The 23541-nt window shown below is 37.4% G+C and carries 21 protein-coding genes; 14 read left to right on the top strand and 7 right to left on the bottom strand.

Translation table 11 applies throughout. The features are described 5' to 3' along the window. Positions 1-42 precede the first annotated feature (42 nt). The 3 genes from CCK98_RS08325 to CCK98_RS08335 all read left to right on the top strand — a co-directional run bounded on the left by CCK98_RS08325 (position 43) and on the right by CCK98_RS08335 (position 3249). Entirely contained in the window at positions 43-1182 is a 1140-nt protein-coding gene (locus CCK98_RS08325; RefSeq protein ID WP_088090342.1) for a sensor histidine kinase, read from the top strand. Next, entirely contained in the window at positions 1179-1778 is a 600-nt protein-coding gene (locus CCK98_RS08330) for a response regulator transcription factor (RefSeq protein WP_088086152.1), read from the top strand. Before CCK98_RS08325 ends, CCK98_RS08330 begins: the two co-directional genes overlap by 4 nt. Positions 1779-2016: 238 nt before the next feature. Then, positions 2017-3249 carry a multidrug effflux MFS transporter gene (locus CCK98_RS08335; protein WP_088090343.1) on the top strand — a complete coding sequence of 411 codons (1233 nt, stop codon included), beginning with the start codon at positions 2017-2019 and terminating at the stop codon, positions 3247-3249. A gap of 52 nt (positions 3250-3301) precedes the next feature. Here CCK98_RS08335 and CCK98_RS08340 read toward each other — a convergent pair whose 3' ends face one another. Continuing rightward, the gene (locus CCK98_RS08340; protein WP_088086153.1) at positions 3302-4150 is read right to left on the bottom strand and encodes an alpha/beta fold hydrolase; all 849 of its coding nucleotides are present in this window, start codon (positions 4148-4150) and stop codon (positions 3302-3304) included. Positions 4151-4513: 363 nt separating this feature from the next. Between CCK98_RS08340 and CCK98_RS08345 the strand changes: the two genes are divergently transcribed. Continuing rightward, on the top strand, positions 4514-4708 hold the full coding sequence (locus CCK98_RS08345) for an IDEAL domain-containing protein (RefSeq protein WP_088086154.1): 195 nt from the start codon (positions 4514-4516) through the stop codon (positions 4706-4708). Between the two features lie 79 nt (positions 4709-4787). On the opposite strand, the gene CCK98_RS08350 is transcribed toward CCK98_RS08345, so the two are convergent. The 4 genes from CCK98_RS08350 to CCK98_RS08365 form a co-directional block, all read right to left on the bottom strand. Next, entirely contained in the window at positions 4788-5189 is a 402-nt protein-coding gene (locus CCK98_RS08350) for a hypothetical protein (RefSeq protein WP_088086155.1), read from the bottom strand. A gap of 130 nt (positions 5190-5319) precedes the next feature. Then, positions 5320-6102 (bottom strand): PepSY domain-containing protein, encoded by a 783-nt coding sequence (locus tag CCK98_RS08355; RefSeq protein ID WP_088086156.1) that lies wholly within the window; start codon positions 6100-6102, stop codon positions 5320-5322. Between the two features lie 69 nt (positions 6103-6171). Then, a complete protein-coding gene (locus CCK98_RS08360; RefSeq protein ID WP_306298924.1) occupies positions 6172-7398 on the bottom strand; it encodes a cell wall metabolism sensor histidine kinase WalK in 1227 nt (408 codons plus the stop codon). A gap of 124 nt (positions 7399-7522) precedes the next feature. Beyond that, entirely contained in the window at positions 7523-8218 is a 696-nt protein-coding gene (locus CCK98_RS08365; RefSeq protein WP_088086157.1) for a response regulator transcription factor, read from the bottom strand. 181 nt (positions 8219-8399) lie between these two features. Between CCK98_RS08365 and pabB the strand changes: the two genes are divergently transcribed. The 6 genes from pabB to CCK98_RS08395 all read left to right on the top strand — a co-directional run bounded on the left by pabB (position 8400) and on the right by CCK98_RS08395 (position 14870). After that, on the top strand, positions 8400-9791 hold the full coding sequence (gene pabB / locus CCK98_RS08370; RefSeq protein ID WP_088086158.1) for an aminodeoxychorismate synthase, component I: 1392 nt from the start codon (positions 8400-8402) through the stop codon (positions 9789-9791). A gap of 6 nt (positions 9792-9797) precedes the next feature. Further along, a complete protein-coding gene (gene pabA, locus CCK98_RS08375; RefSeq protein WP_088086159.1) occupies positions 9798-10400 on the top strand; it encodes an aminodeoxychorismate/anthranilate synthase component II in 603 nt (200 codons plus the stop codon). Beyond that, a complete protein-coding gene (gene pabC / locus CCK98_RS08380; RefSeq protein WP_088086160.1) occupies positions 10394-11260 on the top strand; it encodes an aminodeoxychorismate lyase in 867 nt (288 codons plus the stop codon). The genes pabA and pabC overlap by 7 nt, the downstream gene beginning before the upstream one ends. Before the next feature lie 2 nt (positions 11261-11262). Further along, on the top strand, positions 11263-12033 hold the full coding sequence (locus CCK98_RS08385) for a nucleotidyltransferase domain-containing protein (RefSeq protein WP_088086161.1): 771 nt from the start codon (positions 11263-11265) through the stop codon (positions 12031-12033). 161 nt (positions 12034-12194) lie between these two features. Next, on the top strand, positions 12195-13844 hold the full coding sequence (locus tag CCK98_RS08390; protein WP_256942285.1) for a copper resistance CopC/CopD family protein: 1650 nt from the start codon (positions 12195-12197) through the stop codon (positions 13842-13844). 447 nt (positions 13845-14291) lie between these two features. After that, positions 14292-14870 (top strand): hypothetical protein, encoded by a 579-nt coding sequence (locus CCK98_RS08395; RefSeq protein ID WP_088086162.1) that lies wholly within the window; start codon positions 14292-14294, stop codon positions 14868-14870. A 55-nt stretch (positions 14871-14925) separates the two neighbouring features. Here the strand turns inward: CCK98_RS08395 and CCK98_RS08400 are convergent, their stop codons facing one another. After that, on the bottom strand, positions 14926-15570 hold the full coding sequence (locus tag CCK98_RS08400; protein WP_088086163.1) for a YitT family protein: 645 nt from the start codon (positions 15568-15570) through the stop codon (positions 14926-14928). 183 nt (positions 15571-15753) lie between these two features. Here CCK98_RS08400 and CCK98_RS08405 point away from each other — a divergent pair, with 183 nt between their 5' ends. After that, positions 15754-16935, top strand: a complete 1182-nt coding sequence (locus CCK98_RS08405) for an LL-diaminopimelate aminotransferase (protein ID WP_088086164.1) — start codon at positions 15754-15756, stop codon at positions 16933-16935. Between the two features lie 133 nt (positions 16936-17068). Here the strand turns inward: CCK98_RS08405 and CCK98_RS08410 are convergent, their stop codons facing one another. Beyond that, positions 17069-18430: an IS1182 family transposase gene (locus CCK98_RS08410; RefSeq protein WP_088085959.1), complete on the bottom strand. Its 1362-nt coding sequence runs from the start codon at positions 18428-18430 to the stop codon at positions 17069-17071. Between the two features lie 420 nt (positions 18431-18850). Here CCK98_RS08410 and CCK98_RS08415 point away from each other — a divergent pair, with 420 nt between their 5' ends. The 3 genes from CCK98_RS08415 to ppc all read left to right on the top strand — a co-directional run bounded on the left by CCK98_RS08415 (position 18851) and on the right by ppc (position 23519). Further along, entirely contained in the window at positions 18851-19300 is a 450-nt protein-coding gene (locus CCK98_RS08415) for a CoxG family protein (protein WP_088086165.1), read from the top strand. Positions 19301-19391: 91 nt separating this feature from the next. Continuing rightward, positions 19392-20582, top strand: coding sequence for a cadherin-like beta sandwich domain-containing protein (locus CCK98_RS08420; protein WP_179195746.1), 1191 nt, complete (start codon positions 19392-19394; stop codon positions 20580-20582). Between the two features lie 177 nt (positions 20583-20759). After that, a complete protein-coding gene (gene ppc / locus CCK98_RS08425) occupies positions 20760-23519 on the top strand; it encodes a phosphoenolpyruvate carboxylase (protein ID WP_088086167.1) in 2760 nt (919 codons plus the stop codon). Positions 23520-23541 lie beyond the last annotated feature (22 nt).

Below are 23541 nucleotides of genomic sequence, written 5' to 3' on the forward strand. Positions count from 1 at the left end.
TAGATGGATAAGAGGATTTTAAGTGAAAATGAGGTTTCGCTCATGATAAAAAAGTATATGACATTTCAAAAAAATAATGGTATTGCACCGTATATTTGGACGATTCTTGGTATATTGCCGTTTTACTTTATTTTTCAATCACCTTCCACAATTGAAATTGTTGTAGGTATTTTACTCACGCTGCTATTCTTTATCTTTTACCGAATTGCGTTTATTTCAAAAGGCTGGCCTGTTTATCTATGGACGTTGATCTTGATCGGTATTTCGATCACTGCGAACAGCCTTTTCAATTATGTTTATTTTGCTTTTTTTCTTGCATACTTTATCGGCAATATTAAAGATAGGATAGCCTTTTTGACCTTGTATTTTATTCATTTGTTTAGTACGTCGGTATCAATTAACTTCAGTATCGTTATGCATGAAAAATTATTTCTACAGCAATTGCCCTTTGTAATCATTATCTGGATTAGTGTTATCCTTCTCCCGTTTAGCATCCATAACCGGAAGGAGAGAGGGCAGCTTGAAGAAAAGCTAGTGGATGCGAATAAACGGATTTCGGAACTAGTCAAAATAGAAGAGCGGCAGCGGATTGCCCGGGACCTTCATGATACACTCGGTCAAAAGCTTTCACTCATTGGATTGAAGTCAGATTTGGCACGAAAGTTAATCTCGAAAGATCCTGATCAGGCTCGGAATGAATTGAAGGATGTTCAGCAAACAGCTCGGACGGCATTAAGTGAAGTTAGAAAAATGGTTTCTTCGATGCGTGGGATCCGCTTAAAGGACGAAATCCTCCGTGTTGAACAAATCCTAAACGCTGCCCAAATAAATTTTGTGCGTGTAGGGGATTTTACACCATCAAATGTCTCGCTGTTAACGGAGAATATCTTAAGCATGTGTTTGAAAGAGGCCGTAAATAATGTCGTTAAACATAGTGAAGCTAAGTCATGTTCCATATCGATGGAACAAACGTTGAAGGAATTGGTAATAAGAGTTCAGGATGATGGTATCTTTAAGGGAGAGAAGGAAAAGTTAGCAGAAGGTCATGGGCTGATAGGCATGAAAGAACGGCTGGAATTTATTAATGGCAGTCTAGACATTTTGACAAAAGAGGGAACAACATTAATCATAAGTGTACCAAATGATGTCAAACCTGGCTTGGATAAGGAGGATAAAAAATGATTAAAATCGTTATTGCTGAAGACCAGCAAATGCTTTTAGGAGCCTTTGGTTCATTACTAAATTTAGAAGATGACATGGAAGTTGTTGGAAAGGCCTCAAACGGAGAAGAGGCCGTTGCGCTGGTGAAAAAGTTTCAACCTGATGTCTGTATTATGGATATTGAAATGCCTGGCAAGAGCGGACTGGAGGCGGCTGAAGAGTTGAAGGGTCTTGGCTGTAAAGTTATCATTTTAACCACCTTTGCCCGGACAGGTTACTTCCAACGGGCATTAAAAGCAGGTGTGAGCGGCTATTTGTTGAAGGATAGTCCTAGTGAAGAGTTGGCTAACTCCATCCGAAGTGTGATGTCAGGAAAACGAATTTATGCGCCAGAATTAATGGACGATGTATATGGAGAAGAAAACCCGTTAACTGACCGGGAAAAAGAGGTGCTAGAGCTTGTAGCTGACGGAAAAAACACGAAAGAAATCGCGGAAGAACTTAGCATCAAAACAGGAACTGTTAGAAATTACATCTCGATCATCCTCGACAAACTTGAAGTTAAAAATAGAATCGAAGCAATTACTCAATCTAAAGAAAAAGGCTGGTTCAAATAAAGAGTGTTTTTACGGTGTCAGGCACCGTTAAAACACTCTTTTTTTTCGCATTATCTAAGTAGGTCAGAAACTTGGGGAAATGTAAATCCTAAATAAATGATTAAATTTTTCTTGAATTATAATCAGGTGACAATCCTCTATTAAGGTTGCAAATAAGTTTTATTTTTTTGAAAAGTGTAGTTTACTATAATAGAAAGTAAGTAAAGGAAGTTTATTACAGAAAGGGATTGATTTTATGATGGGAGAATCAATAAAAGATGAGATAGATGGCAGCAAGGTAATGCCCCGCTCCCAACGGTTATGGATGGCTGTTATCCTCGGTACGTTAGCAGCATTCGGTCCCTTGTCGATTGATATGTATTTACCTGCTCTACCTGAGTTAGCAAAAGATTTTCACTCAAATCCGTCACTGGTTCAATTTAGTTTAACCTTTTTCTTGCTGGGATTAGCTTTTGGTCAGCTGTTTTCTGGTCCACTCAGTGATGTTTATGGGCGTCGTAAGCCGTTGCTTATTGGATTGATCACTTATTTTGTTGTTTCACTATTATGTGTGTTTAGTCCCTCGATTTGGACATTTATTATTTTACGATTAATTCAAGGGCTCGCAGGTTCCGCTGGAATTGTTATTTCACGGGCGGTTGTTCGGGATTTATATTCAGGTTCAGAATTAACCAAATTCTTTGCGTTGCTTGCATTGGTTAATGGCCTCGCTCCGATTCTAGCACCTGTGGTGGGTGCACAGTTCTTAAAAATTGTACCTTGGCAAGGTATATTTATCGTCTTAAGTATAATCGGATTGCTGATGTCCTTTGTTGTATTTTTCTGGCTTCCAGAAACACATCCTGAAGAAAAAAGGGCTGCAGGAGGGTTGAAAAATACATTTATTACCTTTAAAAACCTCATTCTGGATCGAAGTTTCATGGGATATGCATTAGTACAAGGACTTGTTTTTGCTGCTATGTTTGCTTATATTTCAGGCTCACCTTTTGTGGTGCAGAATATATATGGCGCCTCTGCGCAAATGTTTAGTCTGATCTTTGCTATAAATGGAATTGGAATCATGATTGCTAGTCAAACGACAGGAAGATTGGCTGGTCGAATACACGAGTCAAAGCTGTTCGTTTTTGGAATCGGGATGTCTTTTTTGGGTGGAATTATACTACTGCTTCTTTTGATTTTACATGCTGACTTACTATTTGTCTTACTGCCACTATTCTTTGTGGTAACCAGTGTCGGGGTTGTTAATACGGCAGGATTTTCCCTTGCTATGCAAAAACAAGGTAAGTCAGCAGGCAGTGCATCTGCTCTTCTAGGAGTCATGTCGCTTTCCTTTGGAGGAATTGTTGCTCCCCTTGTGGGATTAGGAGGAGAACATACAGCGATACCAATGGGAATTGTCATCTCTTCTGCTGGTGGGGGAGCGGTCCTTTTATACATGTTTCTTGTCCATACCAGAAACCAAACAAATTGAGGTTACAAAGGTAAGTAAATTTCGGCTTCATATTCTACTGTAAAAACGGCAGCTACGCTTCAGCTGCCGTTTTGTAATTATCAATAAAGCCTTTAATATATTCAAATACTTCCAAAGGGCGCTCTTCTGGAAGGGCATGGCCAGTATCTTTTAACACAATCAACTCAGAGTTGGTTAGGTCTTGATTTAGCTTTTCTCCTACATTAAGCGGCATCGATTTATCATGATCCCCCCAAAGTAATAAACAAGGTGTTTTGATTTGGTTTAGGATCTCAACGGGCAAGTCCCCCTCACGGTCACGAATCATTCTTGTAAGCGCGACGAAAATCTCATCTTCTAAAAAAGGCTGTAAGTACCCATTTATCATTTCTTCGTTGATAATGGCATGGTTAAATAGTGCGTCTTGAAGATTCTTTTTTACACCAGTCCGTGCAAACCAATATTTTACGAAGAGATGGAAATAGGGAAGGTAGCTAGTCAAGATTAAGGGCAATTTAGAGCGTTTAAGATAAGCTGAACTGCAGAGTAGAATGGCTGTGTCTGCTAGCTCTGGCATCATATGAAGGATATTTAATACAATTTGCCCACCCATGGAATGACCAATAAAGGTCATTTTTTTTAACCCCAAAGACTCCGTAAGTTTTATGACAGTTTGGGCTAAATTCTTGTAGGAATAGACATAACGGTTACATTTCGCACTTTTCCCAAATGGGGGAAGATCAACGGATAGTACCTGGTAGTCTTTCTTCAATAATGAGATCAAATGGCGAAATGTGAAGGTTGAAGAAAGGAACCCATGTAATAATACAAACGTTTTTTCCGATGTATGATTTGGATAAAATTCATAATATACATTAATGTTATTAACTGGTCGATAACCTGATAAGACTGTTTGTTCCATCTAAATCCCTCACCTGCTCCGTCAATAAAATAGATGAGTATAATGTTCCCCAAAAATCGATACATACACAAAAAAAATCTGCAGATAGCAAAACAGCCCAAACATAGTTCTAAAATAAAAATTTCCAAAAAGTTAGCACAAAAAACCTATACAAATCTGATAATACTTAATAAAAATGGATATTTTTGGTGTGCGTCCATCCGTCGTGGACAAATGAGGAAAGTGTCTTTTTGCGGTGCCTGACACCAGCTTTTTGTGTTTTTGATCATTTGGTAAAAATTTTTTTTAGATTTTTGAAATAAAGTGTTTGAATTTTTAGAAAACTCCTTGTATAATTAGAAAAAACGTAAGGAGTTGATTTCCATGGAAAAGAAATTACTTAATTCACCACAACATTCGGATGAGAATACAGATGCTGTAGTTGCTGAGATGTTTCTAAACAATGCCCTGCTAGAGTTTAAGAGGGAGAAAATCCGCAAGGAAATCGACCAAACATTAGAACATGGGGATAAAGAATTATTCCTAAGGTTAACAGAAGAGCTAAAGAAAATTTCTTAAATCATTTACTAACTAATCCTATTACTATTAAAAAAGAAGCCCTATCCAACCATTGGATGGGCTTCTTTCTGTTTTCAGCTCAGCTATTATCCTCATCGGCCTTGTTATCGTCATCACCGCTATGTCTGTTTTGATGAGCACCGTCATCGGCCTTGTTATCGTCATCACCGCTGTGTCTGTTTTGATGAGCACCGTCATCGGCCTTGTTATCGTCATCACCGCTGTGTCTGTTTTGATGAGCGCCGTCATCGGCAGTTGTAATGTCACTACTGCTATTATCATCAGCTTTTACTTTTATCACTGTTTGACCATGTTCTGTTTCAATTTCTACCTTTTTCTCATTCACCTTTGATCCTATCTTTTTGTCATCCTGATGAATCGAGTCATCCACTCGAGTATCCTTTTTTGAAGCTCCCACAGCCACTGCTCCACCAAAAATAAGCAACCCTGATAATGCACCAACAATAAGTTTGTTTTTCATTAATAATTCCTCCTTTGTATTTGTTTCTATACTTCTAGAATATCCAGTGAAGATTAGAGCAAATAGAGGAGAAACATTAGAAATTAATGAGAATAATTGTAAGTGAAAATATACTGCTCTGTTTGATTAATTAGTCATCGTCTTCTTTTTTATCATCCTTGCTACGATTTCTCGAGTCATCATTATTATCATTATCTTTGTTATCATCGTCCCATGTAACAGACATAACATTGCCTGTTATTGCATGAATTTGCACGATTGCTTCTCTGTCATCCTTAGTTTCTATTTCTACCAGGTAGTAGGTTTGTTCGCCTTTCGTCTCAAGCCAAATATGATTAACAGTCCCATTCACTTGCTTTTTAGCAATTTCCCGCGCCTCTGCCTCAGTAAGTCTTTTAGGGGATTCATTGATCGTTGAAGTGGTCGAAGAAAGGATTTTACCTGTAACGGCATGTACTGTTAGTGTAGTTTGTTTATTTCCTTCTTTTACAAGCGCCTTATAAATCGTCCCGCTATCGCTTTCTATTTTTTCAAATGATGTAATGGTTCCATTTGCAACAGCTAAGATGATTTTTTTAATTTCATCCTCAGAAAGAAGTGTAGCAGGAGGTTGATTAGCAGGAGGAGAGTTGGTTCCTTTTTTGATAAACGATAAGATTTTACCACTGATAGCATCGAGTTTAATACTATAAAGATTTTCTTCTTTTTCTAATTCTATATGAAATTGCCCGTCAGCTAGTTTTATTTGTGTAACAGTTCCCTGATAGCGATCTTGGACAAGATTTTTTGCTTCCTGCTTTGATAAAATTTCAGCGGAGACGTTGTTAGGTCCAAATTTTTGCCAACTAAAAAAAAGTAGGTAAATAAATAGTAGAAAGCTTATCAAAATCCAGATCCATGTTTTTTTCTTCATTTTTTCACCTCACCACGTATAAGTACATTTATTTTCTAATATAAAGATTAGAAATTACTGAGAAATGGATTAATTTTTATCAGTTTTTAAAAAAAGAGTTGCCGTGGTTCCAACCCCTTCTTCACTTTCAAGATGAATCCTGATACCAATGGCATCTGCAATTTCCTTTGCCAATGATAAGCCAAGCCCTGAACCGCCTTTTTTTCTATTTCTAGCTTTATCAACCCTATAAAACCGATCAAAGACCTTTGTCAGCTCATCATTATCGATGCCAATTCCTTTGTCAGCTACTTTGATAAAAGCCTCATCGTGCAATATTCCAGTAGTGACTGTAATAACTTCATCACTGTATTTCCTTGCATTATCAAGAAAGATATACAGCAACTGCTTTAGTTTTTTTTCATCTGTAACAACAGATATCTGGGGACTATTTTTCGCATGAAAATAAATTTCTCTTTGATATCCACTTCGAAAAGCATTAACTGTTTCCTGCAAAAATTCGGCAAGATTAAGCACTGCTATCTGAATATTCCACTGCTCATGATGCTTTGCCAAGAGTAACAGCTGCTCGGTCATTTCTTTCATGTGGATTGCCTCTGAATGAATAGCTTCAATTGATTCGGAAAAAAGCTCTGGTTCTGTTAAACCTCTCCGTTTTAAAAGACTTGCATAGCTTTCAATAATTGTTAAAGGTGTTTTAAATTCATGGGATGCGTTTGAAACAAACTGTTTTTGTTTTTCGTAATTTGTTTCCAGCAAATCAATCATATGGTTAAAGGTCTCGCCCATTTGAAAAAGTTCATCCTTAGATTTTCCCTCAAAAGTTAGTCGTTTAAAGCGGCCGCTTTGTCTAATTTCTTTCATTGTTTTAATCATTGATGTAACTGGATTGGTAATCAACTTACTCAGAATTCGGCTAGAAACAACCACAGGAATTAACGCAAGAAATGTTACCAAAATTAAGACAAGACGAAGGATATTTAAATTATCAGTTGCTGTTTTAATACTTTTTGTGACTTGAAGATTAGCAACATTCCCATCTAGTAAAATAATTGGCATTGATTCAAAGGTATAGGTCCTTTTTTGAAAAACAATGAAAGTACTAACTTCTCCTTGATTAAACTGTGCTTTTCTTTCAATTAAATTTTGCTCTGTAGGGCTTGTGACTGTAGATAATGGGCTGTCATCGGAAGTGACAAACTGAATCATTCCATTGATGGGTGCGTAAGAGCGTAAAAGTTCAGCTTCAGAAACGGAACCTAGTGATTTACCGATATCATTTGTGGTTTTTTCCATTTCCTTTGCGGAAGTATTTAGCTCGCTATCTAGAATTAATTTGCTGAAGGTAAAATAAACAGCATTAAGATTAAAAGAGTGGCAAATAAGACAGTTGTATACAAGTTTATTTTATTACTCAGCTTCATTTTGCTTCCTTCAAGACATAACCGACGCCACGTACGGTATGAATTAATGCAGGTTTATTCGGCTGTTCCATTTTTCTTCTGACGTAGCGTATATAGACATCTACCACATTAGTGTCGCCAATAAAATCATAACCCCAGACAGCTTCTAAAATTTGATCTCTGTTCAGCACATGCCGCTTATTGGTCATTAAATAAACAAGCAAATCGAACTCTCTAGGAGTTAATTCAATTTGTTCTTCTCCTCTAAATACTTCTCTTGTTTTTGGATTGATTTTTAAGTCTGCGAGAGTTAAAGAATTGCTGTCTTCCTGCGTTTGTTCCACTGCCTTTGTCCTTAAAGCTGCGCGGATTCGAGCTAAAACCTCTTCGATTTGAAAAGGCTTAGTGATATAATCATTTGCTCCATAATCAAGACCTGATACTTTATCCTCTACCGAGCCCTTGGCAGTTAGTAAAAGAACCGGTGTATTCTTGTCATGAAGACGAATACGGCGGAGCAGTTCAATTCCACTTATACCGGGCAGCATAACATCAAGCAAAATCAAATCCCAGTTTACATTCTTATAGACCTGGAAAGCTTCCAGTCCGTCCATTACTTTGGTGACAGTATAACCTTCGTATTCTAGTTCCAGTTCCAATAACCTTGCAATCTTTTCTTCGTCTTCAACCACCATTATTGAATTCTTTTTCATAAGCAAGCCTCCAGATAAATCAACTAATTTATTACCAAATTCCACAGAAAGTTCAAAAAATCCTTCATTAATAACTGAATAAAAGTTCTCTCTCCATGGGTGTCAGTTAACAATTCTTCAGTGGTGCCTGACACCCATTTCAAGTATGATATATAAAGAAAAACAATTAGGGGTGGAATCTTTGCATCAACTTCATTTGTACAGTAAAAAAATTCCTTATTCTTATTCAAGATTTTCCAGTCAGTTTCGTGTACTTGCTGAGAATAGCACCCATCATGTGCTATTGGAAAGTGGGCGTGGCGGGCGTTACAGTATTGCTGCGTTCCAGCCTGAAACGATTATCAAAGGTAAGAACCGTATACTTGAAATTCACAATGATAAGGGTTCCGAGAGGTTGGAAGGAAATCCGCTTCTCTTATTGAAGGAATGGATGAGCCAGTATCATGTTGATAAAATAGAAGGTCTACCGAGTTTCCTCGGCGGTGCGATTGGTTACATCAGCTATGATCATGCTCGTAACATAGAAAAACTGCCTGAGATAGCAAGTGATGATTTAGAAATGCCGGAAATTTACTTTTTCATAGTAAAGGAATGGTTTATTTACGACCATGAACAAGACCTATTATGGCTGTTGATAGTGGCTGAAAACGATCAGGATATTGATAAACGGTTAGCATTTTGGGAACAACGCTGGCTTCATGAATCATCATCTAATCCACCTCATAAAGCAGATAAGATTGACATGGATCAATTAGAGGTTTCGATGACAGAAGATGAATTTAAACAGGCAGTAACAAAAGTCCAACATTATATTTCACAAGGCGATGTGTTCCAGGTGAACCTAGCAGTCCGCCAATCAAAACCGATTGAAGTTGAGGCACTTAAAGTGTATGAACAATTAAGATCCTTAAATCCATCTCCATATATGGCCTATCTTCATACACCAGAATTTCAGCTTGTAAGTGGATCACCAGAACTGCTTGTTAAAAAAAATGGACAAGAAGTAAGCACCCGACCCATCGCCGGCACTCGTTCAAGAGGTAAGAACCACGAAGAAGATATCAAACTGGCCAATGAATTAATTGAAAACGAAAAGGAACGAGCGGAACATGTAATGCTAGTGGATTTAGAGCGGAATGATCTTGGAAGGGTATGTAAGTACGGAACAGTTGAGGTCAATGAATTTATGGTCATTGAAAAATACTCACATGTGATGCACATCGTCTCCAATGTAAGAGGGGAATTGGCGGAAGACAAATCTAGCATTGATATTATTGATGCTGTATTCCCCGGTGGAACCATTACAGGTGCGCCTAAAGTACGAACAATGGAGATAATAGAAGAGCTTGAGCCTGTCCAGCGGGGAATTTATACGGGATCACTCGGTTGGATTGATTTTAGTGGTGATCTAGAATTAAACATTATCATCCGAACTATGCTCATTAAAGATGGAATGGCACATGTTCAAGCTGGTGCCGGGATTGTTATTGATTCTAATCCAAAGCATGAATACAAAGAATCGATGAAAAAGGCTGCTGCATTATGGAAAGCAAAAGAAATGGCAGAGGAGTAAGCAAAAATGATTTTTATGATAGATAATTATGATTCCTTTACCTTTAACTTAGTGCAATACTTAGGCGCACTTGGAGAAGAATTAGTGGTCAAGCGAAATAATCAAACGTCAATTGCCGAGATTTCAGAACTACAGCCTGAATTCTTAATGGTTTCTCCAGGGCCATGTAGTCCAAATGAAGCGGGAATAAGCTTGGATGCAATTAAAGCATTCGCAGGAAAAATCCCGATATTTGGTGTGTGTCTAGGTCAGCAAGCAATTGCCCAAGCTTTTAATGGAGAGGTTATTCGAGCAGAAAGACTCATGCACGGGAAAACATCCGATATGTATCATGATGGAAAGACGATTTTTCAAGGTTTACCGAATCCTTTTCCAGCGACACGATACCACTCATTGATTGTCAAAAGAGAGACTCTTCCAGATTGTTTTGAGATTTCTGCATGGACAAAAGACGGGGAAATTATGGCGATTCGTCATAAGGAATTACCAATTGAAGGAGTTCAGTTTCACCCTGAATCTATTTTGACTACTTCGGGAAAAGATCTTTTGCGCAATTTCGTCCATCATTATAAAAATATTGTAATGCAAAAGGGTCATTACGTATGGTGATTTATTTAAACGGACAATTTTTAAAAAAAGAAGATGCGATGATTTCCCCGTTGGATCATGGTTTTTTATATGGAATGGGATTATTTGAAACGTTTCGAGTGTATGAAGGGTTTCCCTTTTTATTAGATGATCATCTAGCACGTCTAAATCAAGGTTTAGAGGTGCTTAACATTACCTACCAATTTCATCGTGAAGAAACGAATAGAATCTTGCAGGATTTACTGAAAATAAACAATTTATCTAATGCCTATATCCGCTTAAATGTCTCAGCCGGAATAGGTGATGTTGGTTTGCAGGTGGAACCTTACAAGGAACCGAACATCCTTATTTTTCCTAAGCCGTTACCGCTGGCAGGAGAATTATCCGAAAAAAAGGCTGTTTTATTGAAGTTGAGACGGAACAGTCCAGAAGGAATTGAACGAGTAAAGTCACATCATTTTATGAATAATATTCTGGCAAAAAGAGAGATTGGAAATGCTGCTGATATTGAAGGGATTTTCCAAACTGAGGATGGATACTTAGCTGAAGGGATCGTCTCTAATATCTTTTGGGTAAAAGGTAACGTCTTATATACTCCTTCAGTACAAACAGGTATTTTAAATGGGATTACACGGCAGTTTGTTATCGAATTAGCGAAGAAACTTAATCTTTGTGTTAAAGAGGGATTGTACTTATTAAAACACATTCATGAGGCCGATGAGATGTTTGTGACCAATTCTATACAAGAAATCGTCCCAATTACTACATTTGAGGATCATCAATTACCAGGTAATCAGGGACAAGTAGTTCAACAATTACATCGCGAATATCGCCATTATTGTCAAAGTCTGTGGTCAAGGAATGGTTTAGGGAGTGAATAACCTTGAAAGAAAAAATACTAACAGAAATCAAAAAAATTGAAGAAGAATATGGAGTAAGAATCTGTCTTGCTGTAGAGTCAGGAAGCAGAGCATGGGGCTTCCCATCCAAGGATAGTGATTACGATGTCCGGTTTATTTATGTCCATAAAAAGGACTGGTATTTGAGCATTGACCAAAAGCGAGATGTGATTGAACTGCCAATTAATGATCTCCTTGATATTAATGGCTGGGAATTGCGTAAAGCTCTCCAACTTTTTAGAAAATCAAATCCCCCGCTAATGGAGTGGCTCCATTCGGGGATAGTTTATTATCAGGCTTTTTCGTTGGTAGATAAATTGAAAGCAATTCAAAATCAAGTGTTTTTGCCACAGTCAGCACTATATCACTACTTAAATATGGCAAAAGGTAATTTTCGTGATTACCTCCGAAGCGATCAAGTGAAAATTAAAAAGTACTTTTATGTCCTCCGTCCAGTTTTAGCTTGTATGTGGATTGAAAGATATAATTCAGTACCGCCGATTGAATTTCAGAAATTGATAGAGGAACTCCTTGTTGAGGGGCCACTTAAGCAGGAAATCCTTTCCTTGTTAGAAAGGAAAATTAGCGGAGATGAACTAAACCTCGAACCAAAGATTACTTCCATTAATGACTTTTTGGAGAAAGAGATCAACCGGCTTGAGGAATACACCAAAACCCTTAGAGCTCCCAAAGAGGATATGACCCCAATTCTAGATGATTTATTCAGAGAAGTCCTCGATGAGGTTTGGGCTTAAATATTACTGTAAAAAGTTCAACAATTATTCACAAGTTGGTCCTATAAAGATATTGTTAATATTCTAATTTATCATTATTATAGTATCGACAGTGAAAACTTTATTGCATGTGATATATATATCAACTACTACACGATTCTAACAATAAGGGGAGTGATGGATTGCAAATAAAAGAAAAAGTCAGCACATTTCTTGTTATCCTGTCCCTGTTTGTACTTTTATTTCCGTCTATTTCATCAGCACACGCCTATATAAAAAAATCTACACCATTAGAAAATGAGACGGTGGAAAAAGCCCTATCCGAAGTAACGATAAAATTTGATGAAACTATCCAGCCTGCCTTTAACTCAATTAAGGTTTTTGATTCAGAAGGAAATCGAGTCGATAAAAAAAATGGGCGGATTGACCCCAAGCAACCTTTTATCCTAAAGAGCGGATTAAAGAAGGACCTTCCAAATGGATCCTATCGAATAAAGTGGAAGGTGGTTTCAAGCGACGGCCATCCTGTTGAAGGTGTAATTCCTTTTCAAATTGGTGAAAAAGGTCAAGACTCTACCTCCTTAGATAATGAAACGAAAGGGTACACCCCTAAAGCGGATCTAATCATTATCCGTTGGCTGCAATATCTGAGCAATGCGTTCTATGTCGGACTCATCTTTTTTTATATGGTTATTGTGCCCAAGGAATTACGGGAAATAGGTTCAGTCGATAAGAAGTTCCGTAAGCTAATAAGCACAGGTTTGATTCTTCTATTTCTTAGTATTCTGTTAAGTCTGCCATTACAGGCAACGATTGAATCTGGTTATCCTTGGAGTGAAGTGTTTAACTTCTCAATCATCAAAAATATCTTAATGAACACAAATTATGGTCAATTTTGGGTTATTCAAATAGCTCTCCTTATAACTCTTGCCCTGCTCACTTCTTTTATAGGCATGGCCGAGAGCACGAAACGAGCTATTTTGTGGACTTGCTTTTGTCTTGGGGCAGCCTTGTTATTGACAAAGGCATTGACCAGTCATGCCGCAGCACAACCAAATCCGTTATTAACAATAGCAATGGATTTTCTGCATTTACTTGCTGCATCGATTTGGATCGGAAGTTTAACTGGTTTTGTCTCATTGCTTTCATTACGTAAAAAAACAGAGATAAAGCAAAATTATTTGGAAATGATAAAAAGTTTCTCCAAATGGGGAATGATCCTTGTTCTTTTTTTAACTTTAACTGGATTGTTTGCCAGTTTTTTATATATTCCAAACCTTTCAGCACTTGTCCAAACGAACTATGGAAAAGCCTTAATGTGGAAACTTATTTTGTTTTTGGTGATGCTGCTCCTTGCAGCTGTGAATTTTATTAAAGGAAAAAGGGGAACCACTAAGGGACTGAAGGCATCTCTAAAGGGTGAGCTTACCCTTGGTTTGTTAATCTTAGTCCTATCCGTTGTTTTAACCAATTTACCAACAGCCATGCAATCTCCGGGACAATTTAAGGAAACTAACATAGTGAACCAAGGCAAGCAAGTGACTTTAGAAGCAACGCCTAATATTATTGGAGTGAATTTATTTGAGATTACCTTAAAAGACCGAGAAGGGAAGCCAATTAAAGAAATTGAACAAATTCACTTAACCTTTACCATGCTTGAAATGGACATGGGAAAAGAAACTGTTAGTTTAACAAAAACGGTTGATGGCAAGTATGAAGTGAAGGGTTTGCATTTTAGCATGGCAGGTCATTGGAACGTACATGTCCATGTTCTAACCAAGTCGTTAGAAAGTATCGACACTGATTTCAAAGTTTTAGTGGGAAGTCAATAAAAAACTTATCACTAATTTAATCAGGAATAGCTTCATTGCTTTCATTAGAAGCCTTGGTTATGGCAATCCGTAAAAATATTTAACACAGAAGATGCCAAGTGTATCTTCTGTTTTTTTATAAGCTTTTCTTATATAAAGTAATTAATATTTTGTAATGGCTAATACTTTTATTTGTAAAAAATACTAAATTTTCCCTTAGAACTGTTATAATTCTAAATAAGAATGAACTATCATAATATTATCAGTCCTTATCATATTAGGAGTATTTTGGATATTTATTTGCATCCTTTTGCAAAAAAAAGACTGTTCCTAAGGCTTAGGTCTTAGAAGAAAATAAATCTGCAGATTGTTTTCCCTTTTATTTGAATTAATTATGATTAACTTATAGAAAATATAAGGGTTAGAATTTACTATATTTTCCTCCCAATCGAATAGGGGGTTTTAAAAATGAGCAGGAAAGTTTATGTTCTTCTAACGGACACGGGTACAGTTTTAGGGAAAATGATTAAGCTCTATACAAAAAAACCACTTAATCATGCCTCAATTGTGATTGATGAACAATTCAACAAGGTTTATAGTTTTGGGAGAAGAAATCCAAGAAATCCTTTCTTTGCAGGATTTGTGGAAGAAAACGTACGTGGTGGTCTATTTAGGAATGCCGATTGTGCTATTTATTGCATTACGATTACCGAAAAACAATTTCAAAAAATGATCTGTAAATTAAGGGATATGGAAGACCATAAGGAAGAATACAGGTACAATCTCATTGGGTTAATTGCTGTGATGCTGAATATGGAGATGACCCGCAAAAATGCCTTCTTTTGTTCCCATTTTGTTGCAGCCATCTTGGAAGAATCCGGGATTGATATCAAAAGTCAAAAGCCTCTATCCCTTGTAACTCCCCATGATATAAAGGAGTCGGCACCCTTAGAATTAATTTATGAAGGGAAATTGTCGACCTTCATCACTGATTCCCATCGAAAATATTATAAAGAGTTTACTCCTGATAGTGTCGAAGTTATTTAACTGAAATAACGGAAATTAAGTCACCACTTCCAACAAGTGCTTAATTTCCGTTACTTTAAATAACAATACCTTCTTGCGTTTTGCTGTTTTTCCTTTTGACAGTTTCTACTAATGACTTAAATAGCTTAAGAGAATGATGGAAAATAGGACTTTGAATGAATGTATAAAGGAAAGTAGCAATAAACACAGGACCACCTAATAATAAACCGATCATTAATACAATGCTTTCAACTATGATGCGTGCTTGACTTACTGACAACTTTGTTTTATCAGAAATCGAAAGCATGAAGCCATCACGTGGACCAGCGCCAATCCCTGCTGCTACATACATGCCGCCACCAATCCCTGTAATCATGATTCCACTAAGGAGAATGAGGTAATCCAACCATGTACCAGTTGCTTTTGGGAGAATATCCAACCAGAGAAAAAAGTCCATGATAGGTCCAATACATAGGGCATTTAGGATTGTACCTATGCTAATATAGCTCCGTGCAACAAAAAAGGAAATGAAGATCAGAATTAACCCGCAAATCACTCCCCAAGTACCAATAGTTAAACCAAAATGCTGATATAGGGCGACATTTAGTACTTCCCATGGGTGTAACCCAACATATTTAACCTTAACGGCAATCGCATTTCCCAAGCCGAAAAAGGTTAATCCTGCAAAAAATAAGAAATACTGAAAGAATTTCATCTTCAGTTACCTCCGCTTACTCATCGTTTTTCGAATATTTAAACCTATCATAAGATTCTAAAGGATGAATCAATAATAATCAATTGTTAATTAGAAATATAGAATTGTAATCATTACACTGATATAATTTGAAATATATTTGAATAGTTGAAATTATTATTTATCAAAATTGTGATTGAGGGGATATCTATGAATCTCGTTGCTTCTGAAAAAGTAAAAAGGATGTCGGCAAGTATTTTCCAAGAAATAGCTAATCGGAAACAAGAGGCTATCAAAGATGGTAAAGATGTAATTGATTTAAGTGTAGGGAGTCCAGATTTTCCACCGCCTTCATTTGTCGTGGAAACATTAAGTGACTACGCTAAAGACCCCAGTAAGTATGGCTACACACTGAAAGGGATACCTGAATTTAATGAGGCAGTTAGTTTTTTTTATAAGCAAAGATATGCTGTTGAACTTAAACCCAGTAGTGAGGTATTGCAGTTGATGGGGTCGCAGGATGGTCTCGCCCATTTGGCTACAGCCTTAATTAATCCAGGTGACTATGTGCTGGTGCCGGATCCAGGGTATCCAATCTATGAGGCTAGCGTAAACATTGCGGGTGGTGTTATCTACCCAATGCCGTTATTAGCAGAAAACAAGTTTCAACCAGAGCTGGATGAAATCCCGTTAGAAGTTTTACATAAAACGAAAATGATGATTATCAGTTATCCTGGGAATCCAGTCACAGCATTAGCGGATAAGGCTTTTTTTGAAAAGGTAGTTGAATTTGCTAAACTTCATGATATTTTGGTTGTTCATGATTTTGCTTATTCTGAGTTGGTATTCGATGGGAATCCACAAATAAGTTTCTTGTCGGTTCCCGGTGCAAAAGAGGTTGGAATTGAATTCAATTCGCTTTCAAAGACCTTTAATATGGCGGGTTGCCGGATAGGCTATGTTGTTGGCAATGAGCAAGCTATCGATATCTTGGCTTCCTTTAAATCCCATATTGATTATGGAGTTTTTTATCCAATCCAAATGGCAGCTGTGATGGCATTAACTTCAGATTTTTCATTCCTTCAAACACAGGTGAATGAATATGAAATTCGTCGCGATGCGTTGATTTCTGGGCTTGAAAAAAGCGGCTGGCAAGTAACTAAGTCTCCTGCCACCATGTTTGTGTGGGCAAGAATTCCTGCAGGATGGAATTCCCGTGAGTTTGCCTTTGAATTAATTGATCAAGCGGGTGTGGCAGTGATTCCTGGGGATGCGTTTGGAGATCTTGGTGAAGGATATGTCCGAATCGCCATGGTACAACCTCCAGATCGCCTTTCACTGGCGGCAGAACGGATTCATGAATTCCTAATGGGATACTCATTAAAAAAATAATTAATGAATCCTAACATCTTTAGTGTTAGGATTTCAGATTGTAGACAAAAGGCATTCGAATGAGCCCATTCGGATGCCTTTTTATTGGATTTTTGCTCATAAGAGCAAAATTTAGACCTACCTTTGACTATTATTACGCCAATTCTGGACCTTTCCACGTCCAGCTGGCCATCTTTTTCAAGTTCATGGCAGCAAAAGTAAGCATCGCTTGCATGGACAATTTTTTTAAGCCTCTTAAGGTTGTCCAACGCATACCATGCTTTTCCTTAGCATCCGCAAAGACCCGTTCAATCGTTTCTTTACGTCTTGCGTAAATGCTTTTATTTTCTTGTGTGTGACGAAGATGATCGGCTTCTTCTATGTAATGTTCCCAAACATGTCGCTCAATCAATTTTTTATGTTCTTTACTCTGCGTGCATTCTGAAAGTAAAGGACAATTTTGGCACTCAAACGGATTAGAGAAGTATTGACGCTTTCCATTCTTCGTCGTCGTTGCATATTTCAGTATTTGTCCTTGCGGACAGATATAACAATCGTAGTATTCATCATAAATATACTCATGTTTTTTCATATAACCGTCCTTCGTACGAGGTCGTGTATATGGTAATGCAGGAGTCATATCATTTTCAATTACGAATTGAGCAATAGCAGGTGTTTTGTATCCAGCATCAGCAGCAACAGCTTCAGGTTTCCCGTGTTTTTCAATGACCTTCTCAAGTAGTGGCTCGAAAATGACGCTATCATGGATATTCCCCGGGGTTACAATTGCACCCAAAACAAAACCATTTCGATCCGAAGCCGCATGAAATGAATATGCGAACTGTTTCGTTCGCTCATCCTTTACGTAATAACCACTTTCTGGGTCAGTGGTACTTTCTTTAATTTCCTTTAATTCTTCTTTTTCAAATTTATCTGGAGGAAATGGCTTTTTTCCGTGATCATCCCGGTCTTTATTAATCTCTTCTTGTAGACGTGTTTCATAAACCTTCGATTCCTTTCGAACTACTTTCTTTTCAAATTTACGCTTATTTGCACTAGCTTTAACATGTGTAGAATCAATAAATACGTGCTCGCTACTAATCAATTTCTTTTCTGAGGCTTCCTTTAAAATACGATAGAATATCTGTTCAAATAAATCAGTATCCTTAAAGCGTCGCTCGTAGTTTTTACCAAACGTTGAAAAGTGAGGTACCTTATCATAAAAACCAAAGCCGAGAAACCAACGATATGCCATATTCGTTTCGATTTCTGCAATGGTTTGACGCATAGAGCGAATACCGAAGGTATATTGAATGAAAGCCATCTTTATCAATACCACAGGGTCAATACTCGGACGTCCCCGTTCAGATGAGTACATATCTTGAACAAGTGAATAGATAAATGAAAAATCAATAGCAGCTTCTATCTTACGAACCAAGTGGTTCGCGGGTACAACTTGTTCTAAAGCTATCATTTCTATTTGATCACGATTCATCTGTGTATTTTTAGTTAGCATTTCATCCACCTCATCTATATGTCTGTATCTTAATTATACAAAGGACTGATTTAAAGGTCATTATTGATTTTAAAACTTGTTGATTGGAGCGGAAGGCGCGAAGACTCCTGCGGGAGTACGGAGCAGGGGAGACCCCGCAGGCGCTTAAGCGCCGAGGAGGCTCCCCGCTACGCCCGCGGAAAGCGAAGCGCCTGGAGCGCAAATCAACAAACAATTTAACAAAGACATAAAAAAGACTGCCGGCAAACCCAAGTTTTTCGGATTTGTCGACAGTCTGGAATCCTAACATCTTTAGTGTTAGGATTTTTCTGGTGAACTGATACTTGCCTCTTCTATAAACAAAAAATTCCACATATATTTTTTAAAAGGACCTTCTGCACTTTGAAGGTCTTTTACTTTGACGACGAAAGAGGGATACAAATGCTAAGCGATTTACAACATCTTGAATTAGATATCCCGATTGAAGTGATTTGGGACTTTATTCGAGACGAAAATAATTGGGCACCGCTTGTACCAGGTTATATTCAACATGAAAAAATAAACGAACGTCAAATCTGCTGGGAATTTAAGAGTGACCTCGGCGTTATGAAAAAGAAGGTTAGTTTATTGATTGATATTAAAGAGTGGAATGAACCTGCCAGGGTAAGTTTTGAATTAAAAAGGTCAAACGAAAAGTATTTAGGTGAAGGCTACTTTGAAGCAAAAGCAATAAATAGAAATAAAACTCGAGTGACAGGCTTTCTTGAAATCAATGCATCAGGGCCGATGGGCTCCTTAGCAAATTCGCTATTTAAAAAAGCGCTCCAAAAATCGGATGAAGAAGTAGCATCAGTAATCTCTTCAAAGCTAGAAGAATTTCATCGCAGATAAAAATTTAACTTAAGATAAACTTAAGCTATGAATGATAAAGTTAGTCCAAATTCCACTATCCCCAAAGATAGTAGACAGGAGGATTGACTATATGAAAGAACCGATTCAAAGCAAAGCCCTAAATGTAATGCTTGTAATTTCAATGGTATGGATGGGGGTTGGAACTTACATACCAACAGCATATGCTGAAACAAATACGGCTCCAGTCCAAGAGGACCAACAAGAAGGCAAACTATCAAAAATAGAGATAGAAGGAATTAAGCTAGACCAGCGGTTTTCAGCAGATTCAAAGGAATATTCTGCCACAGTAAAAAACGAGGTTCAATCGATTAAGTTATTAGTAGAAAGCAGCAATCCAGATTCATCGATTACATTAAATGGGCAGACGGTTATAAGTGGAGTTGTCGGTGCATATTCCCTTCAAACAGGTGAGAATAAATTTATTATTTCCGTGGATAATGGCAGTAACTCAACCAATACCTATAACCTGACTTTAATGAGAGATGAAAATGATAATAATCTTTTGCAAAGTATTAACCTATCTAAAGGGCAGTTATCACCAAACTTTTCTTCTACTGGTACAGACTACAAGGTAGTTGTTCCAAATGACGTTCCTGTGATTACCATTAAACCTACATCTGTTGAAACAACATCAACTATTAAGGTAAATGAAACTTTAGTAACAAAAGATGGCGCTGCAGTAGAACTTCCCGTCGGAGAGTCGGATATTATTATAGCTGTAACAGCTGAAAATGGTGAGAAAAGAATTTATACCTTACACATTACAAGAGCAGCTGCTGAGATTAAAACCAATACCAAAACCAATATCAAAACCAATACCAAAACCAAAACCAATACCAAAACCAATACCAAAACCAATACCAATGCCAATTCAAATCAGAATAATAAACCGGGTCTTTCCCAATCAACATCGCAACCAAATAATCGGCCCAATTCTACCCAACCTACATCACAACAGGCGAGTTCTTTGAACGTAGAAAAAACAAGTAAAGCGTTACTTTCCTCATTGTCAGTTTCAGAAGGATCCTGGGATAGCACCTTTACGAGTGATGAGTTTACCTACCATGTAACCGTGTCAAGTGATATAGACGAGGTAACTCTTAACCCGATTGCAAAATCCAGCAATTCAGAAATTTTGATTGAAGGCAGTACTAAGGAAACAATTAAGCTAGAAGACGACTCGAAAACGATTATTTCTATTGTCGTAACAAACGAAGATGATCGAAAAACATATGTGCTGGTATTTGATAAAGAATCTTAAAATGAAGAACTTTTATATTTTTTTTACTTGAAGAAACCTGCATTTGGCAGGTTTTTTTGAATCAGAATAAACTTTATTTTTAAAAAACAGCACTTATTTTTTAACATGATGCAAAAAATTATGTTATATTAATAAATAAAAAATTTACCGAATTTTCGATTAAGGGAAGGTGGCAGTATGACTATAGAATTGAAATTGAATGACAGCAGTCTTCCGTTGCGACAAGACGTGAAATTACTGGCTAAAATGCTTGGAGAGATTCTGCTCAATCACGGTGGTACCGAACTATTGGATAAAGTGGAAAAAATACGTTTAATGTGTAAGACATTAAGAGAACATTTTGATCAAGCTATCTATGATGCATTAAAGGAAGAAATTGCTAGTCTAAGCGCACCTTTAAGGAAACAAGTTATTCGAGCATTCTCCATGTATTTCCATTTAATTAATGCCGCAGAACAGAATCATCGTATTCGTAGACGGAGACAGTACCAACTAGAGGATGAAACTATTGTCCAACCCGCTTCAATAGAGAGTGCTATTCTTTCGCTTAAAGAGAACAATATTAAGGAAGATGTCATTCAAGATATCCTTAATACTTTGTCACTTGAACTGGTTATTACAGCCCATCCAACAGAGGCAACTAAGCGTTCAATTCTTGAAATTCAGCAGCGGATTGCTGTTATCCTAAAAAGTCTCGATCATCCGTTATTAACAAGTAGAGAAAGAAAAAAGCTTGAAGAGAGATTGTTTAATGAAGTTTCAATTCTTTGGCAAACGGATGAATTACGGCAAACTAAGCCTACGGTTTTAGACGAAGTGAGAAACGGACTATATTATTTTGATCAGACCCTTTTCGAGGTTCTTCCTGAAATCCATCAGGAAGTGGCAGATTGTTTAGAGAAGAATTACACTCAAACACAATGGGAAGTTCCAAATTTTCTCCGTTTTGGATCATGGATTGGTGGAGATCGTGATGGGAATCCCAATGTTACACACGATGTTACTTGGGAGACACTAAATAGGCAGAGAAGACTCGTCTTAAAAAAATATAAAAATGTTCTCGTTGATTTAATGAAACGATACAGTCATTCCACTTCAAGAGTGGAGGTAAGTAATGATCTTCTTAAGTTGATTGAACTAGAAGATACATATTTAACCGATGAAAAAAAATGGCCAATTCAAACGGAAGTGTACCGTCGAGCATTTGCTATCATTATTGAACGAGTAAAACAAGTAGGTAAAACGGACTTGGGCTATAAATCTTCCGATGAACTACTAGAAGACTTATTTATTATTAAAAAAAGTTTGAAAAAGCATCATCCAGCAGCACATGAATTAATGACTATTCAAAAGCTGATTCGACAAGTTCAATTGTTTGGTTTTCATTTAGCGACACTAGATATTCGGAATCATAGTGGTGAACATGAAGCAGCCATGACCGAAATATTGCGCAAAGTCAGTATCTCCGATAATTATGCGGGGCTTGCGGAAGATGAAAAACTAAAAATACTGCAAAATATCCTATTGGATCCTCGCCCGCTTCTATTATTAAATGAAGATTATTCGGCGGAAACTCAGGAAATGATTAAAGTCTTCCAAATGATCAAGAAGGCACACGAAGAATTTGGGAAGCGGTCCATTTCCGTTTATCTTGTGAGCATGACAAAATCCCCAAGTGATTTACTAGAGGTACTTGTTCTTGCTAAAGAGGCTGGGATTTATCGACTTCACGCAGATGGGACCTTAGAAAGTCATTTACATGTGGCGCCTTTGCTAGAAACAATTGACGATTTAACTGCTGGGCCTGAAATTATGGAAACACTATTTGAGATGCCTGTCTATCGAAATCATTTGCAAATAATGGGGGATCAGCAGGAAATAATGCTTGGTTACTCGGACGGAAGCAAAGATGGTGGTACATTGACAGCTAACTGGAAACTATATAAAGCTCAAATTGAAATTCATGAAATGGCAAAGAGGTACCAGATCGGACTTAAGTTCTTCCATGGCCGTGGTGGTTCGCTAGGCCGTGGCGGCGGTCCATTAAATAAAAGTATCCTGTCTCAACCGGCAGAAACCATTGGCGACGGGGTTAAAATTACGGAGCAAGGCGAGGTTTTATCTTCACGCTATTTACTTGAGGATATTGCTTATCGGAGTTTGGAACAGGCTACTTCCACGCTGCTCTTAACGGCAACACATATATCAAAAGAAGCGAAGCAAGGTTTTCAACGTGATCCAATATGGGTTGAGTCGATTGAAGAAATTTCAAGCTTGGCTTTGACCAAATATCAATCACTTGTATTTGGAGATCCAGATTTCCTTGCCTACTTCACGGAAGCGACACCACTAAGAGAGCTCGGAGACTTAAACATCGGTTCAAGGCCAATGAGTAGAAAAAATCAGGGCCGCTTTGAAGATTTAAGGGCAATTCCATGGGTGTTTGCTTGGACTCAAAGCCGTCAATTGCTTCCAGCATGGTACGCAGCAGGTACTGGTTTAGCAGGATTTGTAGCTAATGGAGAACAAAATTTGCAGATGCTTCAGCAAATGTATGAAAAATGGCCGTTCTTCCAATCAACGATTGATAACCTGCAAATGGCATTAATGAAAGCTGATATTACGACAGCAAGAGAATACTTATCCCTTGTGAAAGACCAGACCATTGCAGAACGAATCTTTACTAATATTCTTGAAGAATACGAAACAACAAAAGAAGTTCTCCTTAGAATAACAGGTGATAATGAATTGTTAGATCATACACCAAATATAAAGGAATCGGTATATAGAAGAAATCCATATGTCGATCCGCTAAACTTTTTACAAGTTGAATTAATAAAGGAACTAAGAAATCAAGAAGAGCCTAATGAAGAACTATTAATTGAAGTTTTGCTGACAATTAGTGGGATCTCTGCAGGATTACGAAATACTGGTTGATATTGAAGTACAAGCCATAAAC

The sequence above is a fragment of the Bacillus sp. OV166 genome (assembly GCF_900177675.1).
Taxonomy (GTDB): Bacteria; Bacillota; Bacilli; order Bacillales; family Cytobacillaceae; genus Neobacillus.

Coding starts and splice junctions, on each gene's coding strand:
- CCK98_RS08325 (WP_088090342.1), top strand. CDS start 43: ATGATAAAAAAGTATATGACATTTCAAAAAAATAATGGTATTGCACCG.
- CCK98_RS08330 (WP_088086152.1), top strand. CDS start 1,179: ATGATTAAAATCGTTATTGCTGAAGACCAGCAAATGCTTTTAGGAGCC.
- CCK98_RS08335 (WP_088090343.1), top strand. CDS start 2,017: ATGGGAGAATCAATAAAAGATGAGATAGATGGCAGCAAGGTAATGCCC.
- CCK98_RS08340 (WP_088086153.1), bottom strand. CDS start 4,150: ATGGAACAAACAGTCTTATCAGGTTATCGACCAGTTAATAACATTAAT.
- CCK98_RS08345 (WP_088086154.1), top strand. CDS start 4,514: ATGGAAAAGAAATTACTTAATTCACCACAACATTCGGATGAGAATACA.
- CCK98_RS08350 (WP_088086155.1), bottom strand. CDS start 5,189: ATGAAAAACAAACTTATTGTTGGTGCATTATCAGGGTTGCTTATTTTT.
- CCK98_RS08355 (WP_088086156.1), bottom strand. CDS start 6,102: ATGAAGAAAAAAACATGGATCTGGATTTTGATAAGCTTTCTACTATTT.
- CCK98_RS08360 (WP_306298924.1), bottom strand. CDS start 7,398: ATGGAAAAAACCACAAATGATATCGGTAAATCACTAGGTTCCGTTTCT.
- CCK98_RS08365 (WP_088086157.1), bottom strand. CDS start 8,218: ATGAAAAAGAATTCAATAATGGTGGTTGAAGACGAAGAAAAGATTGCA.
- pabA (WP_088086159.1), top strand. CDS start 9,798: ATGATTTTTATGATAGATAATTATGATTCCTTTACCTTTAACTTAGTG.
- pabC (WP_088086160.1), top strand. CDS start 10,394: ATGGTGATTTATTTAAACGGACAATTTTTAAAAAAAGAAGATGCGATG.
- CCK98_RS08395 (WP_088086162.1), top strand. CDS start 14,292: ATGAGCAGGAAAGTTTATGTTCTTCTAACGGACACGGGTACAGTTTTA.
- CCK98_RS08405 (WP_088086164.1), top strand. CDS start 15,754: ATGAATCTCGTTGCTTCTGAAAAAGTAAAAAGGATGTCGGCAAGTATT.
- CCK98_RS08410 (WP_088085959.1), bottom strand. CDS start 18,430: ATGCTAACTAAAAATACACAGATGAATCGTGATCAAATAGAAATGATA.
- CCK98_RS08415 (WP_088086165.1), top strand. CDS start 18,851: ATGCTAAGCGATTTACAACATCTTGAATTAGATATCCCGATTGAAGTG.
- CCK98_RS08420 (WP_179195746.1), top strand. CDS start 19,392: ATGAAAGAACCGATTCAAAGCAAAGCCCTAAATGTAATGCTTGTAATT.
- ppc (WP_088086167.1), top strand. CDS start 20,760: ATGACTATAGAATTGAAATTGAATGACAGCAGTCTTCCGTTGCGACAA.